A 15,555-nucleotide genomic window follows, 5' to 3' on the forward strand; every position below is an offset into this window, starting at 1 on the left:
ATGTTCCGCTTAAAGCCTTTCCTGATGACGGCGAGCCTGCTGGGAAGCCTGTTCGGCTTCGCCTGCGGGCCCGCTTCCGCGCAAGTCGCCCCGGTTGCACCCGCCCCCACCGCTCTGCAAGGCCCCGAGCAGCGGGTGGCGCTGGTGATCGGCAATGCGAACTACCAGAACGCGCCGCAGCTTGCGAACCCCGACGATGACGCGCAGTCGATGGCGCAGTTCCTGAACTCCGCCGGCTTCGAGGTCGTCGCAGCGACCGATTTGACCCAGAACGACATGCTCCGCGTCGTCCAGGACTTTTCCGCCAAGGTCGCCTCGCGCGGTCCCAACACGGTGGCGATGGTCTATTACGCCGGTCACGGCGTGCAGCTCGCCGGCGAGAACTATCTCGTTCCCGTCGACGCCAAGGTCTCCAGCCCGACCGAGCTCGTCAACAATTCGATGCGCCTCGTCGACGTGATGTCCACGCTGGAGACGATCCCGAGCCGCATGCGCATCGTCATTCTCGATGCCTGCCGCAACAACCCGTTCCCCGAGGTCAACGATGCCGGCCGGGGCCTTGCCATCGTCGACGCGCCGAACGGATCGATCGTCGGCTACTCGACTGCGCCGGGCGCCGAGGCGCTCGACGGCACGGGCGGTCACAGCCCCTATACGCAGGCGTTCCTGAACGTCGCGCGTGAGCCCAACGTGCCGATCGAGCAGCTGTTCAAGCGCGTGCGCCTGCAGGTCAACCAGACCACGAGCGGCGCGCAGATCCCGTGGGAGAGCTCCTCGCTGACGAGTGATTTCACCTTCTTCGGCGACACCGCGGTTGCCGCCAACCGCGCGCCGGTGAAGGCGCCTGTCGTGCAGATGGCCTCCAACCTGCCGAGCCGTTCGACACGCCAGGCCTATGACTACGTCGTGTCCGAGGGCCGTCCGGAATACTATCAGGAGTTCATCCAGATGTACCCGCACGATCCGCTGTGCGACCACGTCCGCTGGCTGCTCAAGAACCTCCTGATCTCGCAGGCCTGGCACAAGGCGGTGCTCGCGAACTCGCCGCTTGCCTACAAGAGCTTCCATGACAGCTACGGCAACAGCCCCTATGCACAGGTCGCGCTGAAGCTGCAGGCGCAGCCGAAGCAGATCCCCCTGATGCAGGCGACCAAGTTCCTGGCGCCGCAGAACATTGCGCCGACCCTCAAGATCGGCAATCTCGGCCAGCCCAAATATATGCCGCTAATGCAGCAGGGTCATGGTGCGTCGCAGATGGACGGCAATCTGCCGGTCGTGCAGAAGCCGGTCGACGGCAAAGTGCTCGGCAAGCTCGGCAATGGCGGTCAGATCGTCACCCTGCCTGCGGGCAACAACCTGCCGAACCAGCAGAACGGCACGCCGTCGCAGACCCCGGGCAAGATCGTCACCCTGCCCGCGCCGAGCAACACGAGCAAGAGCAACCGCATCCCCGGCAAGATCGTGAGCATGCCTGTGAATGTCGGCAAGGGCGGATCGAAGATCGACGCCAAGCCGATCAATGTTCAGACGCAGAACCGCCCGATCCGCATCACCAACGGCAACACCGGCATCGTGAAGTCCAACAGCACCCCGGTGAACAAGGTGCAGGTCCTGAACAATCGTCCGCAGCTCAATGCGATGCCGAACCGCATGGTCAACAGCAACGACAACTTCCGGCAGTCGATGAACCAGGCGCCGAACATGAACGGCGGCGGCAACCGTCGCGGCGGCTTGATGCGCTGATCGCACAAGAAAGAAGGTGCGCTCCCTCCCCCGCCTGCGGGGGAGGGCTATCGCATATGAGATGTGGAGAGCTGGCCCCGGTTGTTTGGACAGCGCCCCGCTGGATTTAAGTGGATTCCTGCCGGGTTATGCTGAACGCGGGGCTTTACGGTTTTGTCGTTGCGTCGGGAGGGCGTAGCCCGACCAGAGCGACGACAAAACCGTCGGCGACGGTCATGCGGCCATCACCATAGCTTGCGTGCCGAAGTAAGCCTCGTCGGGCGTGCGCCCGTCAAGGCTCGAGTGAGGGCGTCCCTGATTGTAGAAGGCCAGATACTTGGCAATTGACGCTCGCGCCTCGGACACGCTGTCGTAGGCGCGGAGATATACTTCTTCGTATTTGACCGTGCGCCAGAGCCGCTCGACAAACACGTTGTCGCGCCAGGCGCCCTTGCCGTCCATGCTGATGGCGATCTTCGCGTCCAGCAGCACATCGGTGAACTCGAGGCTGGTGAACTGGCTGCCCTGATCCGTGTTGAAAATCTCGGGCCTGCCGTGCTTCGCCAACGCCTCCTGGACCGCTTCGACGCAGAAGGCCGCCTCCATTGTGATCGAGACGCGATGGGCCAGGACCCGTCGGCTGAACACATCGACGACCGCCGCGAGATAGACGAAGCCACGCCGCATCGGAATGTAGGTGATGTCCATTGCCCACGCATGGTCGGGCCGCTCGATCTTCAATCCGCGCAACAGGTACGGGTAGATCTTGTGACCCGGAGCCGGCTTGCTCGTGTTCGGGCGACGATAGACCGCCTCGATCCCCATGCGCTTCATCAGCGTCGCGATGTGGCGGCGACCGGCGTATACGCCCTCCCGCCGCAGCAACGATCGCAGCATACGCGCTCCCGCGAAGGGATAATCGAGATGCAGCTCATCGAGCCGACGCATCAAGGCAAGGTCCTCGGCCGAAACTGGCCGAGGTTCATAGTAGACCGTGCTGCGAGCCAGCTTCAGGACCTTCGCCTGGCGCACGATAGAAAGATCATGATCGCGGTCGATCATCGCTTTGCGCTCAGCAGGCCCGCCTTGGTGAGCGCGCCGGACAAAAAATCGTTTTCCAACGCCAGCTCGCCGATCTTGGCATGTAACGCCTTCAAATCGACCGGCGTCTCGGCCGATGTCTTGTCATGCCCAAACACGCCGGCGGCGCCTTCCAGGAGCTGGTTTTTCCAGATCGTGATCTGGTTCGGATGAACATCAAACAGTTGCGCCAGCTCCGCCAGTGTCTTGTCGCCTTTGACCGCAGCCAAAGCAACCTTCGCCTTGAATGCCGGAGAATGCGTCCGGCGGCTCTTCTTCGTCATCTTCGCTCCTGATTCGCAGCAAGAATCCTCGCCGCTGTCAGGCAGAAAATCCACTCAAGCTACTGTCCGAATTTGCGGGGCCAGCTCTTGGCTATGGGCACCGACTGTCTCCATAGCGTCATGGCCGGGCTTGTCCCGGCCATCCACGCCTTTCCACGCGGCACAAAGAACGTGGATGCCCGGGACAAGCCCGGGCATGACGACCTCTGCAAAATTCAAATGCGATTGCCCTGCACTTGCGAGGGTTGGGGAGAGGGTCTCTCCACAACGGGACAATCCCCAAGAGGAAAAAGCCCTCACCCGGCACTGCGTGCCGACCTCTCCCGCAAGCGGGAGAGGTTGCACCGAGCAAGCCGCGAGTTCGAACCACGCAATGAGCAAAGCGAAAGGGGCAGAGCCGCAACGCTCTGCCCCTTCATCATGTCAGCTCTTGAGCTTCGTCATTCCGGGATGCGCCGAAAGGCGCAAGCCCGGAATCCATTCTGCGGCAGAGTCGGCGGAGAAATGGATTCTCAGATGCGCAATTGCGCATCGTAGCTCTCGCTTCGCGAGCCCCCGGAATGACGGCTAAGCCACCAGCTCGGCGAACAGATCGGCGTCGACGTTCCCGCCTGAGAGCACGATGACGACGTTCTTTCCGGCGACGTCGAGACGCCCCGCGAGCAGCGCGGCGAGGCCGACGGCACCGCCCGGCTCCACCACGAGCTTGAGTTCGCGATAGGCGAACGCGACGGCCGCGCCGACTTCCTTGTCCGATGCCGTGACGCCGCGCGCGAGCAGCTTGCTGTTGATCGCAAAGGTCATCTCGCCGGGCATCAAGGCCATCAGCGCATCGCAGATGGTGCGGCCCGCCGGTGGATGCGGCTCGCGGTGGCCGGCGGTCAGCGAAATGCCGTGATCGTCGAAGGCCTCCGGCTCGGCCACCACGATCTCGGCCAGCGGATAGCGCGCCTTCACGGCAGTCGCGACGCCCGCGATCAGGCCGCCGCCTGAGGCCGGCGCCACCACGATGTCAGGGGCGAGACCGAGGCTCGCCATGTCCTCGGCGATCTCGCGGCCGGCGGTGCCCTGCCCCGCGATCACGAAGGGATCGTCATAGGGCTTCACCAGCGTCGCGCCGCGCTTCTCGGCGATGCCGCGCGAGATCGCCTCGCGGTCGTCGCGATCGCGGTCGTACAGCACGACCTCGGCGCCGTAGGATTTGGTGCGCTCGCGCTTCGACAGCGGCGCGTCCGCCGGCATCACGATGGTGGCCTGCATGTCGAGGATCTTTGCCGCGGCCGCCACGCCCTGGGCATGGTTGCCCGAGGAGAACGCAACCACGCCACCGGCGCGCTTGTCCTGCGGGATCGAGAACACCTTGTTGAAGGCGCCGCGGAACTTGAACGACCCGGTGCGCTGGAGCATCTCGGGCTTCAGGAAGACTTTGGCACCGACGCGCTCGTTGAGCACGGGAAAGGACAACAGCGGGGTGCGGATGGCGTAAGGCGCGATCACGCGCGCTGCCGCGTCGATATCGGCTGGGCCGATCGGGAGGAGCTGTTCGGTCATGGCGGAATGGTATCGCGGCCGACGAGGCTCCGGCAAGACACCTCCGCGCGAGGATTCGAGCGATCGAGGTGGCTTTAGGCGACGAAGCGAGGCTGTTCCGTCCCGTTCCCGCCGGGCAGCACCGCGCCAACGGCCCTGATGCTGTCGATAAAGACCCGCGCCGAGGCTTCCCAGGTGTAGTTGGCGGCGAACGCGACGCAGTCCTGCCGACAGACGTCGAGCGCGGCGAAGCAGGCACTGCCCAGATCGTGATCGAGCGCGCCCACCGGCGCATCGCCGATCACGTCGCGGGGGCCCTTCACCGGAAAGGCCGCCACCGGCAGCCCGCTGGCGAGTGCTTCCAGCAGGACCAGGCCGAATGTGTCGGTCTTGCTGGGGAACACGAACACGTCGGCGGCCGCGTAGATGTCCGCCAGCGCCTCGCCCTGCTTCTCGCCGAGGAAGATCGCATCGGGATAGGCCTCCTCCAGCGAGGCACGCGCCGGGCCGTCACCGACGATGACCTTGGTGCCGGGCAGATCGAGGTCGAGGAAAGCCTCGAGATTCTTCTCCACCGCGACCCGGCCCACCGACAGGAACACCGGTGCCGGCAGGCAGAGATCGATGGCACGGGGATGGAACAGGCCGGTATCGACCCCGCGCGGCCACAGCACGACATTGTCGAAGCCGCGGTCGGTCAGTTCGCGGGCCAGCGCCGGGGTTGCCGCCATCACCGCACGGCTGGGCGCATGGAAACGGCGCAGCGCGTGCCAGATCAGCGAACCCGGCACCGGCACGCGGGCGCGGACATATTCGGGGAAGCGGGTGTGGAAGCTGGTCGTGAACGGCAGCTTGCGCTGGCGGCAATAGCGGCGGACCATCAGTCCGATCGGCCCTTCCGTCGCGATGTGGATGCTGTCCGGACGCGCTTCCTGGATCAGCCTCGCGATCCGGGCCGGACGCGGCATGGCCAGCCGCACGTCGCGATAGCTCGGCATCGCGAAGGTGCGGAACGATTGCGGCGTCAGGAACGCGAATTCGACGTCGAGACCCCTGGCCGCGTCGGCAAGCTTGGTCAGCGTCCGAACCACACCGTTGACTTGCGGGTGCCAGGCGTCGGTCGCGACCAGGATACGCATCAGGCGGCCCTTGTCATGCGGCTCTTGCCGCGACCTGCGGGACGGCTGCCGGCTTTTGCAGATGATCCGCCCAGGTGATGATCTCGAAATGGCCGTCGTCGTGCTCGACCAGGGCGGTGCAGCTCTCGACCCAGTCGCCGCAATTCATGTAGCGGATGCCGGCCTCGTCGCGGATCACGGCGTAGTGGATGTGGCCGCAGATCACGCCGTCCGCCTCGTGGCGCCGCGCCTCGGCGGCGAGCGCCTGCTCGAACGCGCCGATATAGTTGACGGCGTTCTTGACCTTCTGCTTGGCCCATTGCGACAGCGACCAATAGGGCACGCCGAACAGGCGGCGGAAGAAGTTGACGAGGCGATTCATCTGGATCGCGAAGTCGTAGGCCTTGTCGCCGAGATGGGCGAGCCAGCGCGCGTTCTGCACCACGAGATCGAAGATGTCGCCGTGGATGACGAGATAGCGCTTGCCGTCGGCGCCGGCGTGAACCGTGTTCTCGACGACGTCGATGCCGCCGAAATGCGTGCCGTAATAGTTGCGCAGGAACTCGTCGTGATTGCCGGGGATGTAGATGATCTTGGCGCCCTTGCGCGCCTTGCGCAACAGCTTCTGGACGAGATCGTTATGCGATTGCGGCCAATGCCAGCTCGATTTCAGCGCCCAGCCGTCGACGATGTCGCCGACGAGATAGATCGTGTCGGCATCGTGATAGCGCAGGAAGTCGAGCAGGAGATCGGCTTGAGAACCGCGGGCTCCGAGATGAACGTCGGAGATGAACAAGGTACGAAAGCGCCGCTCCGGGCTCTCGTCACTCACAGCGTAACTTCCCATGCGCCAGCCTGTAACAATGTCCCGTGACAGGGGGATGACCGATTGAACCTTGAGGCACCTCAGCTACGAATCAAACTTCGCCTCGCCCTCCCCGCGAATATCAGTCGCATGCGACAATCAGGCGACACGGCGCCGCAGGAGGCGCAAAGGCAGATCGCCTTGTCCCTCCGGAAGCAGGTGCGCTCCCTCCCCCGCGTGCGGGGGAGGGTTGGGGAGAGGGTGTTTCACCGGTGGGATTCTCCAAGAGGAGAAAGCCCTCACCCGTCGCTTCGCGCCGACCTCTCCCGCAAGCAAGCGGGAGAGGTGAACGAGCCCCGCGTCAGTAGAACCTGTGGAAATGATGGATCGGCCCATGGCCGTGGCCGACGCTGAAGCGGTCGGCGGCGGCGATCGCGGCGCTGATCCAGGCCTTGGCATTGCGCACGGCGTTTTCCAGATCCTCGCCCTTGGCCAGCCCCGCCGCAATCGCCGACGACAGCGAGCAGCCGGTGCCATGGGTGTTGCGGGTGGCGATGCGCGGCGCGGCGAGCGTGATCGTGCTGTCCGCACCGACCAGATAGTCGATGCTCTCGGCGCCCTCGCCATGCCCGCCCTTGACCAGGACGGCGCGGCAGCCGAGCGCCAGCAGGCGGCGCCCCTGGCTTTCGATCTCGGCCTCGCTTGCCGCGACCGGCTCGTCGAGCAGAGCCGCGGCCTCCGGCAGGTTGGGCGTGATCACGGCGGCCAGCGGTATCAGCCTGGTGCGCAGGGCGTCGACGGCTTCCGCGGCCAGCAGGCGGTCGCCGGAGGTCGCGACCATGACGGGATCGAGCACGATGTGCCGGGGCGCCCAGCGCGACAGCGCGGCGGCGATGGCATCGGTGCTGGCGACCTGGGCCACCATGCCGATCTTCACCGCGCCGATTTCGAGATCGGAGAACACCGCGTCGATCTGTCCGGTGACGAACTCGGCCGGCACCGCGTGGATCCCGGTGACGCCGCGCGTGTTCTGCGCCGTCAGCGCCGTGATCACGGAGGCGCCGTAGACGCCGAGCGCGGCAAAGGTCTTCAGGTCCGCCTGGATGCCGGCGCCGCCGCTCGAATCGGAGCCGGCGATGGTGAGTGCGACCGGGGTCGTCATGACGATTTTCCGCGTTTTCGAGCCATGAGCCGTCTTAGCAAGCTCGCACCGAACCCAGCAAGTTCGCTTGCTAAATCCGGCCGGTTTTGGCCTATTAGCCGGAAGAATACGCTTTCGGAGTGCCCGCGATGGTTCCTTTCTTCGTCCAGATCAAATGCAAGCTCGGCCAGTCCTACACGGTGGCCAATGCGCTTGCCGAAGCCGAGATCGCCTCCGAGATCTACTCCACGGCCGGCCAATACGACCTGCTGGTGAAGTTCTACGTCGACAAGGACACCGATATCGGCCATTTCGTCAACGAGAAGGTGCAGGTGCTGCCGGGCATCCAGGACACCCTCACCATCATCACCTTCAAGGCGTTCGGCGCGGGCTAGCAGGCTGCTGCAAAACTGTTCTCGACGGCGATAATGACCTGTGATTCCGTGGAAGTGAAGGCACGGGGAGATTTGGATGCGAGGACGGGACGACCAGTCGGAAGGTTTGTTCGCATATGTTCGGCTTGAGGGGCGGATTCCGGCGGATCACCCATTGCGGGCGATCCGGGGATTGGCGGATGAGGCGCTGGGTTCGCTGAACAAGCGTTTTGATAGGCTTTATTCCTCGACGGGGCGCCCCTCGATTGCGCCAGAGATGCTGCTGCGGGCGACGCTGTTGCAAGCCTTCTTCTCGGTGCGCTCTGAGCGAATGTTGGTGGAGCAGATCAGCTACAACCTGTTGTTCCGCTGGTTCGTGGGGCTGCCGATGGACGCGGAGGTTTGGCATGCGACGGTGTTCACCCACAATCGCGATCGGCTTTTGGAGGCGGAGGTGGCGCGCGAGTTCCTGGGGGCGCTGCTGGCCTTGCCACAGGTGAAGAAGCTACTGTCGAGCGAGCACTTCTCGGTCGACGGGACACTGATCGATGCCTGGGCGTCGATGAAGAGCTTCCGGCCGAAGGATGGCTCTGGCGAGCCTCCGGCGTCGGGCCGCAACGGCGAGCGAAACTTCCATCAGGAAAAGCGTTCGAATGAGACCCATAGCTCAACCACTGATCCCGACGCCCGGCTCTATCGCAAGGCGGCTGGCCGTGAGAGCCGGCTGTGCTTCATGGGGCATGTTCTGATGGAGAACCGCAACGGGCTTGCAGTCGATGCGATGCTGACACACGCGACGGGGACGGCGGAACGAGAAGCGGCGCTGACCATGGTCGATCGTCGGAAAGGCAGGAGGAGGAAGCAAAAGCGTCGCATGACGCTGGGCGCGGACAAGGCCTACGACGCGACCTCTTTTGTCCAACATTTGCGTAAGCGCGAGGTGACGCCGCACGTTGCGATCAACGGCACGGTCAGCAAGCATGGCGTGGTCCGCAAGACGGCGGTCGATGGCCGCACCACGCGGCATGCGGGCTACGGGATCAGCCAAATCTCGCGCAAGCGGATCGAGGAAGTGTTCGGCTGGATCAAGGCGCAGGCCGGCCTCGATCAGGTCAAGGTGCGAGGACTTGCCAAGGCCAACGCGGTGTTCACGTTTGCGGTCGCTGCCTACAATCTGATCCGCATTCCAAAACTACTGGCTCCAGCCATCGCCTGAGACAAGGCGACAGCGTTCCAGCTCGTTTGTCCGACATCCGATCTCGACCCGCCCCTGCAAAACGACGACTTAAATCACACGAAAGCGAGACTTCTTCAGCAGCCTGCTAGAGCATGATCCGGAAAAGTGCGAAGCGGTTTTCCGGAAAGATCATGCGCAAACAACAGCTGAAACGCGATGACGATTCGTCCAAATCTCATCGCGCTTTAGCGCTGCTGCGCTAGCTGCCCTGCTTGCGTTTCGGCGGCGTCGGCCCGTCCACCGGCGGCAGCGATTTGAGGTACTCCGCCATCGCCGCGAGATCCTGGTCCGGCAATTGCGAGGTGTTCTTGATCACGCGCGTCATCGCGCCGCCGGCGCTGTCGCCATCCGGCAATTCACCGGTCTTGAGGAAATAGGCGAGATCCTTCGTGCTCCACTCGCCAAGGCGCTTCTGGGTGATGTTCGGAACCCATCCCTCGCCTTCCGGATTCGGACCGCCGGCAAATCGCTCGCCGGCGATGATGCCGCCGAGCGCATTGCGCGGGCTGTGGCACTCGGCGCAATGGCCGAAGCTGTTGACGAGATAGGCGCCGCGATTCCACTGCGGCGACTTGCTGGCGTCGGCGACGAAGGGCTTGCCGTCCATGAACAGGAACTTCCAGATGCCGATGTTGCGCCGGATGTCGAAGGGAAAGCTCACCTCGTGATCACGCACCTTGCCTGCAACCGCCGGCAGCGTTTTCAGATAGGCAAAGAGATCGAGCACGTCCTGCCGCCTCGCGTGCTGGTAGGAGGTGTAGGGAAAGGCCGGAAAATAGTGCTGGCCCGAGGGCGAGACCCCGTGCATCACCGCGTTGACGAAATCGGCGTCCGTCCATTTGCCGATGCCATCGTCCGGATCGGGCGAGATGTTCGGCGCGTAGAACGTTCCGAACGGCGACTTGATCGCGACGCCGCCACCAAGCCTGAGACGATCTGGCTGATTGGGAACGGCATGGCAGGACGCGCAGCCGCCGGCGTTGAACATCACCTCGCCATTGGCGAGATCGGGCGCACGGCCCGGGATGGCGCTCGCAGCCGCCACCACCGGCGCGCTGAGCCACCAGTAAAGGCCGGCAGCGGCGATCGCGACGAGCAGCGCCGCGACAATTGTTCGTTGCAACATGCGCACCCATTCACTCGTTACGGCGAACCTATGACCGATGTCGTTGCCACTCCAGCCACGAAGATTTTAGCCCACCCCGGCCGGAGACGGGAATAAAGTGAAATGCCGGCTGTTGGAAGTTTGGCAGCCCGTCGAATTCAACAGGGAGAATGTCATGAACAAGTCCGTCATTGCCGTGTTCGCGCTCGGTGCCGTTGCCTTTGCGGGGTCCGCGAACGCCGAAAAGCTGAAGGCAACGCTGGACGGCAAGGCCGAGGTGCCGGCGACGACCAGCAGCGCCACGGGAACGGCCGATCTGAACTACGATGCCGCCAGCAAGAAACTGTCCTGGACCGTCACCTATTCCGGCCTCTCCGGCCCTGCCACAGCCGCGCATTTCCACGGGCCCGCCGAGGCCGGCAAGAACGCAGGCGTTGCTGTCCCGATCCCGAACGCGGCCTCGAGCCCGGTCAAGGGCGAAGCGACCCTGACCGACGCGCAGGCCGCCGATCTGCTCGGCGGCAAGTACTACATCAATATCCACACTGCAGCCAATCCGGGCGGCGAGATCCGGGGACAGGTGACGAAGTAAGCCTCGAGGCTGCTTCGTTGCGCGAAGGCCGGGCGCTGGAGGGGGCGTCCGGCCTTTTCGATTCCGGGAGGCGCTCAAGCCGCGTTCAGCGCCTGCGCGAGGTCGGCGATCAGGTCCGACGGGTTCTCGATGCCGATCGAAAGCCGGATCGTGGAATCGAGGACGCCGATCTTGCGGCGGATGTCGGCGGGGACGCCGGAATGGGTCATGGTTGCGGGCAGGCTCGCAAGCGATTCCGTTCCGCCAAGGCTCACCGCCAGCTTGAGGATCTGCAGCGCGTTGAGGAACTTGACCGCCGCCTCCTTGCCGCCTTCGATGTCGAAGGAGAAGGTGGACCCGGCACCGAGACACTGCCTCGCAAACGCGCGCCCGGCCGGCGAGTCCTCCTCGTGATGACCGAGGTAATGGACCTTGGCGACCTTGGGATGATCGCGCAGGAAGTCCGCCACGAGGCGCGCATTGTCGTTGGCCTTCTCCATCCGCAGGCTGAGCGTCTCCAGCGAGCGGTTGATCATCCAGCAGGAATGCGGATCGAGCTGGGTCCCGATGGCGCCGCGCAAGGCCTTGATGCCCTTCATGATCGCCTTCGAGCCGAGCGCGGCGCCCGCGATCAGGTCTGAATGACCGCCGACATATTTGGTCAGCGAATACAGCGAGAGGTCCGCACCATGCTCGATCGGCCGCTGAAACACCGGTCCGAGCAGCGTATTGTCGCAGGCAATGACCGGTGTGTGTCCCTGCGCCTTTCCGACCGCGTCGGCAATACGGCGGATCATCGCGATGTCGACCAGGCCGTTGGTCGGATTGGCCGGCGTCTCGATCAGGATCATCGACACCCGCCCCTTGCCCATGGCCTCCTCCGCGGCCTGCCTGACCGCCGTCTCGTCGATGCCGTCGGCAAAGCCGACGGCGCCGATCGACAGGCGCGCAAGCGTGTTCGTCAGCAGGGTTTCCGTCCCGCCATAGAGCGGCTGGGAGTGCAGGATGACATCGCCGGGGCAAATGAAGGCCAGGATCGTGGTCGAGATGGCCGCCATGCCGGATGAGAACAGCGCACAACTCTCCGTGCGCTCGTAGATCGCGAGCCTGTCCTCGACGATTTCGCTGTTGGGATGGTTGAAGCGCGAATAGACGAGGCCCGCGCCCATGCCTTCCGGCGGCTCGCGCCGTCCTGCCCGTCCTCGGCCGTCTTGAACACGAAGGTGGAAGTCAGGAATACCGGCGGCTTGATGGCGCCTTCGGACAGTTGCGGATCATAGCCATAGGTCAGCATCAAGGTTTCCGGATGCAGCATATGGTTGCCGATATGGGTCTTGGACGGAAACGGTTTTGCCATGGCCTATCTCGCTGTTGATTCAATTCCGCGCCGGGCGTTGGAACCTCCGGATGCCGTGAGACATCGATGCCGCATCGGCATCACCATAGATAACCTCTTTGAAAGCGATCCGTCAGGCCATGCGAACGGAATTCGTGGCTGGCTCGTGGCCAGTCGCGATCAGAGGTAGCGCCAAGCGCGCGGATGGAGCGCAGGCAATCCGGACAGACCCATCGGCTTCGACCGGCTGGCGCGGCGATCGCAGAAACCGTAGGTCGCATGAACTCAGCGAAATATGCTTCCACCGTCCCGGGTGTCGTCGCGCTCGTCCGGGCTACGAACTTCGGGCCACGAACTGCGCCGTTACTTCAGCTTCACACGATACGTCTCGTGGCAATCGTTGCAGCGATCGTTGATCGCGGTGTAGGCCGCCTTCAGGCTCGCGACATCCTTGATCTTGCCCTTGACGTCGGCGATCGCCTTCTGCACCGGAGGAATCTTGGAGTCGAAATCGGCCTTGTTCTGCCAGATCTTTTGCGAGCTGCCGTAGGTCGCGTTCACCACGTCCTGCTTGGGATTGACCTCGAAGGTCTTGGCGATCTTGGCGACATCGGCCTCGATGCTGGCGATGGCTTCATCGGCAGCTTTCTTGTCGAAGGGGATGTCACCCTTGGTCATCTTCTGGATGACGCCGTACTGGTTCTTTGCGATCGAGCGCATCAGATTGTCCTGCTGGACGGCAATCTCCTGCTGCGCCATCACGGCGCCCGCGCCTAGCACAAGGACGCCCGCGACAATCATCGTCCGTTTCATTGACTCGTTTCTCCGGCTCTCGAGATGTTCATGGAATGAGCTTCACGGGCTTCAGGGGAAGCCGGGACCCATCATGGATAGAACCCCGCGGCTGGCGTTTATTCCCGCCCGCGGGGAAGATCACCGTTCACAGGCTGTGGCGGCGATGGTGCTCGTTGATTGCGATCCACACCCGCTCCGGCGTTGCCGGCATGTCGATGTGGTCGATCTTGTATTCGCGCCAGAGCGCGTCGACGATGGCGTTGACGATCGCCGGGCAGGAGCCGATCGCCCCGGCCTCGCCCGCCCCCTTCACCCCCATCGGATTGGTCTTGCAGGGGATATTGTTGGTCTCGAACACGAAGGCCGGCCCGTCCGCCGCACGCGGCAGCGCGTAGTCCATGAAGGTTGCGGTGATGAGCTGGCCGTCGGTGGCGCCATACACCACCTGCTCCATCAGCGCCTGGCCGATGCCCTGCATGGCGCCGCCATGCACCTGTCCCGCCAGCAGCAGCGGATTGAGCGTCTTGCCGAAATCGTCGACGATCACGTAGTTGACGATCTTGATGATGCCGGTGGCCGGATCGATCTCGACCTCCGCGACGTGGGTGCCGTTCGGATAGGTGCCGTCGGCGCTGGCAAAGGTCGCGCTGCCTTTCAGCTTCGATGGATCGACGCCAGGCCGCTTGGCGAGATCGGCGAACGAGATCGAGCGGTCGGTGCCGGCGATGCGCACCACGCCCTCGGAGATCTCGAGGTCGCCCGCGCTGGCCTCCAGCGCCTGCGCTGCGATCTCCTTTAGCTTCTGGCCGAGCTCGCGCGTGGCGCGCTCGACGCTGACGCCGCCCGAGGGGATCGAGGCCGAGCCGCCGGTGCCGAGGCCCGTTGCGATCTCGTCGGTGTCGCCCTGGTGGATGTGGACGCGCTCGGGCGCGACGCCGAACTGCTCGGCGACGATCTGCGCATAGGCGGTCTGGTGCCCCTGCCCGCTCGATTGCGTGCCGATCAGGACAGTGACGTCGCCATTGGGATCGAGCCGCACATTGGCGGTCTCCTCGCCCATGGTGCCACACACCTCGACATAGCTCGCAAGGCCGATGCCGCGGATCAGGCCATGCTTCTTGGCGAGCTTCGCGCGCTTGGGAAACTCCTTCCACTCGGCGATCTCCATCGCGCGCTTCAGATGCGCGGCGAAGTCGCCGGAATCGTAGACCTTGCCGGTGGCAGTCTTGTACGGCAGCGCCTTCGGCTGGATGAAGTTCTTGCGGCGGACCGCGTCCGGCGTCATGTCGAGTTTTCGCGCGCAGGCATCGACCAGACGCTCGATGACATAGGCCGCCTCAGGCCGGCCCGCGCCGCGATAGGCGTCGACCGGCACGCTGTTGGTGAAGATGGTGCGCACCCGGCAGTGGAACGCCTGGATGTCATAGAGGCCCGGCAGCATGCCGGCGCCGCCATGCGGGATGTAGGGCCCGAAGGTGGACAGATACGCGCCCATGTCGCCCATCAGGTCGCAATCCATCGCCAGGAACTTGCCGTCCTCGGCGAGCGCCATCTTCGCGGTGGTGACGTTGTCGCGCCCCTGCGCGTCGCCCATGAAATGCTCGGTGCGGTCGGCCGCCCATTTCACCGTCTTCTTCAGTTTCTTGGCCGCGACCGCCATCAGGGCGTATTCGCGATACGGGAACAGCTTCGTACCGAAGCCGCCGCCGACATCGGGACAGATCACCCGCATCTTGTCGGTCGGGATCTTGAGCACGTTCTGGCACAGGATGTCGCGTAGCCGATGGCTGCCCTGGCTGCCGATGGTGAGCGTCAGGTGATCGCGCTTGGCATCGTATTCGCAGACTGCCGCACGCGTCTCCATGAAGCTCGCGACCACGCGCGGATTGACGATCGAGATTTCGGCCACCGCATGCGCCTTGGCGAAGGCGGCTTCCGTCGCGGCCTTGTCGCCGATCGAGACATCGAACAGCACGTTGCCGGGCTTGTCCGGCCAGACCTGGGCTGCGCCCTTCTTCACGGCGTTGACGACGCCGGTCACCGCCGGCAGCGGGCTCCATTTGACCTCGATCGCCTCGATCGCGTCGCGGGCCTGGTCGATGGTCTCGGCGACGACGAAGGCGATGGCATCGCCGACATGCCGCACCTCGTCCTTGGCGAGGATCGGGTAAGGCGGGCCGGTGAACGGATCGGTCTCGAGGTTGAACAGGCAGGGCAGATTGCCGAGATCCGCAACGTCCTCGGCGGTCAGGATCAGCGCGACGCCGGGGAGCCCGCGGGCCCGGCTCGCATCGATGGTGTATTTGGCATGCGCATGCGGCGAACGCAGCATCAAGCAGCGAAGCGCAGCCTGCGGCGCGTAATCGTCGGTATAGCGGCCCTTGCCGCGGATGAGCGCGTCATCCTCCTTGCGCAGCACGCTTTGGCCAACGCCGAACTTGATGGGAGCCGCCATTT

General features: G+C 64.2%; 12 protein-coding genes and 1 pseudogene. 4 read left to right on the top strand and 9 right to left on the bottom strand.

Annotated features, from left to right (window positions below):
* Positions 1 to 1,743, top strand: a complete 1,743-nt coding sequence (locus tag ABIF91_RS43090) for a caspase family protein (RefSeq protein ID WP_028177440.1) — start codon at positions 1 to 3, stop codon at positions 1,741 to 1,743.
* Between the two features lie 213 nt (positions 1,744 to 1,956).
* On the opposite strand, the gene ABIF91_RS43095 is transcribed toward ABIF91_RS43090, so the two are convergent.
* The 5 genes from ABIF91_RS43095 to thiD all read right to left on the bottom strand — a co-directional run bounded on the left by ABIF91_RS43095 (position 1,957) and on the right by thiD (position 7,701).
* Positions 1,957 to 3,086 (bottom strand): IS3-like element ISRj2 family transposase gene (locus ABIF91_RS43095; RefSeq protein ID WP_129557670.1). Its coding sequence is split into 2 segments (ribosomal slippage): positions 1,957 to 2,834 and positions 2,834 to 3,086, totalling 1,131 coding nucleotides; the frame shifts between segments, so codons are not numbered across the junction.
* Positions 3,087 to 3,653: 567 nt separating this feature from the next.
* Positions 3,654 to 4,637 carry a threonine/serine dehydratase gene (locus ABIF91_RS43100; RefSeq protein WP_028182131.1) on the bottom strand — a complete coding sequence of 328 codons (984 nt, stop codon included), beginning with the start codon at positions 4,635 to 4,637 and terminating at the stop codon, positions 3,654 to 3,656.
* Between the two features lie 74 nt (positions 4,638 to 4,711).
* Positions 4,712 to 5,755, bottom strand: coding sequence for a glycosyltransferase family 4 protein (locus ABIF91_RS43105; protein WP_028182132.1), 1,044 nt, complete (start codon positions 5,753 to 5,755; stop codon positions 4,712 to 4,714).
* A gap of 13 nt (positions 5,756 to 5,768) precedes the next feature.
* Positions 5,769 to 6,581: a UDP-2,3-diacylglucosamine diphosphatase gene (locus tag ABIF91_RS43110; protein WP_028182133.1), complete on the bottom strand. Its 813-nt coding sequence runs from the start codon at positions 6,579 to 6,581 to the stop codon at positions 5,769 to 5,771.
* A 319-nt stretch (positions 6,582 to 6,900) separates the two neighbouring features.
* Positions 6,901 to 7,701, bottom strand: a complete 801-nt coding sequence (gene thiD / locus ABIF91_RS43115; protein ID WP_028182134.1) for a bifunctional hydroxymethylpyrimidine kinase/phosphomethylpyrimidine kinase — start codon at positions 7,699 to 7,701, stop codon at positions 6,901 to 6,903.
* Positions 7,702 to 7,829: 128 nt separating this feature from the next.
* Here thiD and ABIF91_RS43120 point away from each other — a divergent pair, with 128 nt between their 5' ends.
* Both ABIF91_RS43120 and ABIF91_RS43125 read left to right on the top strand, forming a co-directional pair.
* Positions 7,830 to 8,075: an Lrp/AsnC ligand binding domain-containing protein gene (locus ABIF91_RS43120; protein ID WP_028182135.1), complete on the top strand. Its 246-nt coding sequence runs from the start codon at positions 7,830 to 7,832 to the stop codon at positions 8,073 to 8,075.
* A 76-nt stretch (positions 8,076 to 8,151) separates the two neighbouring features.
* Complete coding sequence (locus ABIF91_RS43125) at positions 8,152 to 9,270, top strand: IS5 family transposase (protein ID WP_035695438.1); 1,119 nt, start codon at positions 8,152 to 8,154, stop codon at positions 9,268 to 9,270.
* 220 nt (positions 9,271 to 9,490) lie between these two features.
* Here the strand turns inward: ABIF91_RS43125 and ABIF91_RS43130 are convergent, their stop codons facing one another.
* Complete coding sequence (locus ABIF91_RS43130; protein WP_028182281.1) at positions 9,491 to 10,417, bottom strand: c-type cytochrome; 927 nt, start codon at positions 10,415 to 10,417, stop codon at positions 9,491 to 9,493.
* Between the two features lie 154 nt (positions 10,418 to 10,571).
* On the opposite strand from ABIF91_RS43130, the gene ABIF91_RS43135 reads away from it, so the two are divergent.
* Complete coding sequence (locus tag ABIF91_RS43135) at positions 10,572 to 10,988, top strand: CHRD domain-containing protein (protein WP_028182282.1); 417 nt, start codon at positions 10,572 to 10,574, stop codon at positions 10,986 to 10,988.
* Positions 10,989 to 11,062: 74 nt separating this feature from the next.
* On the opposite strand, the pseudogene ABIF91_RS43140 reads toward ABIF91_RS43135, so the two are convergent.
* The 3 genes and pseudogenes from ABIF91_RS43140 to ABIF91_RS43150 form a co-directional block, all read right to left on the bottom strand.
* A pseudogene (locus ABIF91_RS43140) lies at positions 11,063 to 12,324 on the bottom strand (cystathionine gamma-synthase family protein).
* 342 nt (positions 12,325 to 12,666) lie between these two features.
* A complete protein-coding gene (locus ABIF91_RS43145; protein WP_028179446.1) occupies positions 12,667 to 13,116 on the bottom strand; it encodes a cytochrome c in 450 nt (149 codons plus the stop codon).
* 127 nt (positions 13,117 to 13,243) lie between these two features.
* Positions 13,244 to 15,553: a xanthine dehydrogenase family protein molybdopterin-binding subunit gene (locus ABIF91_RS43150; RefSeq protein WP_028179447.1), complete on the bottom strand. Its 2,310-nt coding sequence runs from the start codon at positions 15,551 to 15,553 to the stop codon at positions 13,244 to 13,246.
* Positions 15,554 to 15,555: the final 2 nt, after the last annotated feature.

It is taken from the genome of Bradyrhizobium sp. USDA 241 (genome assembly GCF_049739505.1).
Classification (GTDB): domain Bacteria; phylum Pseudomonadota; class Alphaproteobacteria; order Rhizobiales; family Xanthobacteraceae; genus Bradyrhizobium; species Bradyrhizobium liaoningense.

Excerpts from the sequence above, each read along its gene's own strand:
- ABIF91_RS43125 (WP_035695438.1), top strand. The coding sequence starts at position 8,152 with ATGCGAGGACGGGACGACCAGTCGGAAGGTTTGTTCGCATATGTTCGG.
- ABIF91_RS43090 (WP_028177440.1), top strand. The coding sequence starts at position 1 with ATGTTCCGCTTAAAGCCTTTCCTGATGACGGCGAGCCTGCTGGGAAGC.
- ABIF91_RS43120 (WP_028182135.1), top strand. The coding sequence starts at position 7,830 with ATGGTTCCTTTCTTCGTCCAGATCAAATGCAAGCTCGGCCAGTCCTAC.
- ABIF91_RS43130 (WP_028182281.1), bottom strand. The coding sequence starts at position 10,417 with ATGTTGCAACGAACAATTGTCGCGGCGCTGCTCGTCGCGATCGCCGCT.
- ABIF91_RS43100 (WP_028182131.1), bottom strand. The coding sequence starts at position 4,637 with ATGACCGAACAGCTCCTCCCGATCGGCCCAGCCGATATCGACGCGGCA.
- thiD (WP_028182134.1), bottom strand. The coding sequence starts at position 7,701 with ATGACGACCCCGGTCGCACTCACCATCGCCGGCTCCGATTCGAGCGGC.
- ABIF91_RS43105 (WP_028182132.1), bottom strand. The coding sequence starts at position 5,755 with ATGCGTATCCTGGTCGCGACCGACGCCTGGCACCCGCAAGTCAACGGT.
- ABIF91_RS43110 (WP_028182133.1), bottom strand. The coding sequence starts at position 6,581 with ATGGGAAGTTACGCTGTGAGTGACGAGAGCCCGGAGCGGCGCTTTCGT.
- ABIF91_RS43135 (WP_028182282.1), top strand. The coding sequence starts at position 10,572 with ATGAACAAGTCCGTCATTGCCGTGTTCGCGCTCGGTGCCGTTGCCTTT.
- ABIF91_RS43150 (WP_028179447.1), bottom strand. The coding sequence starts at position 15,553 with ATGGCGGCTCCCATCAAGTTCGGCGTTGGCCAAAGCGTGCTGCGCAAG.
- ABIF91_RS43145 (WP_028179446.1), bottom strand. The coding sequence starts at position 13,116 with ATGAAACGGACGATGATTGTCGCGGGCGTCCTTGTGCTAGGCGCGGGC.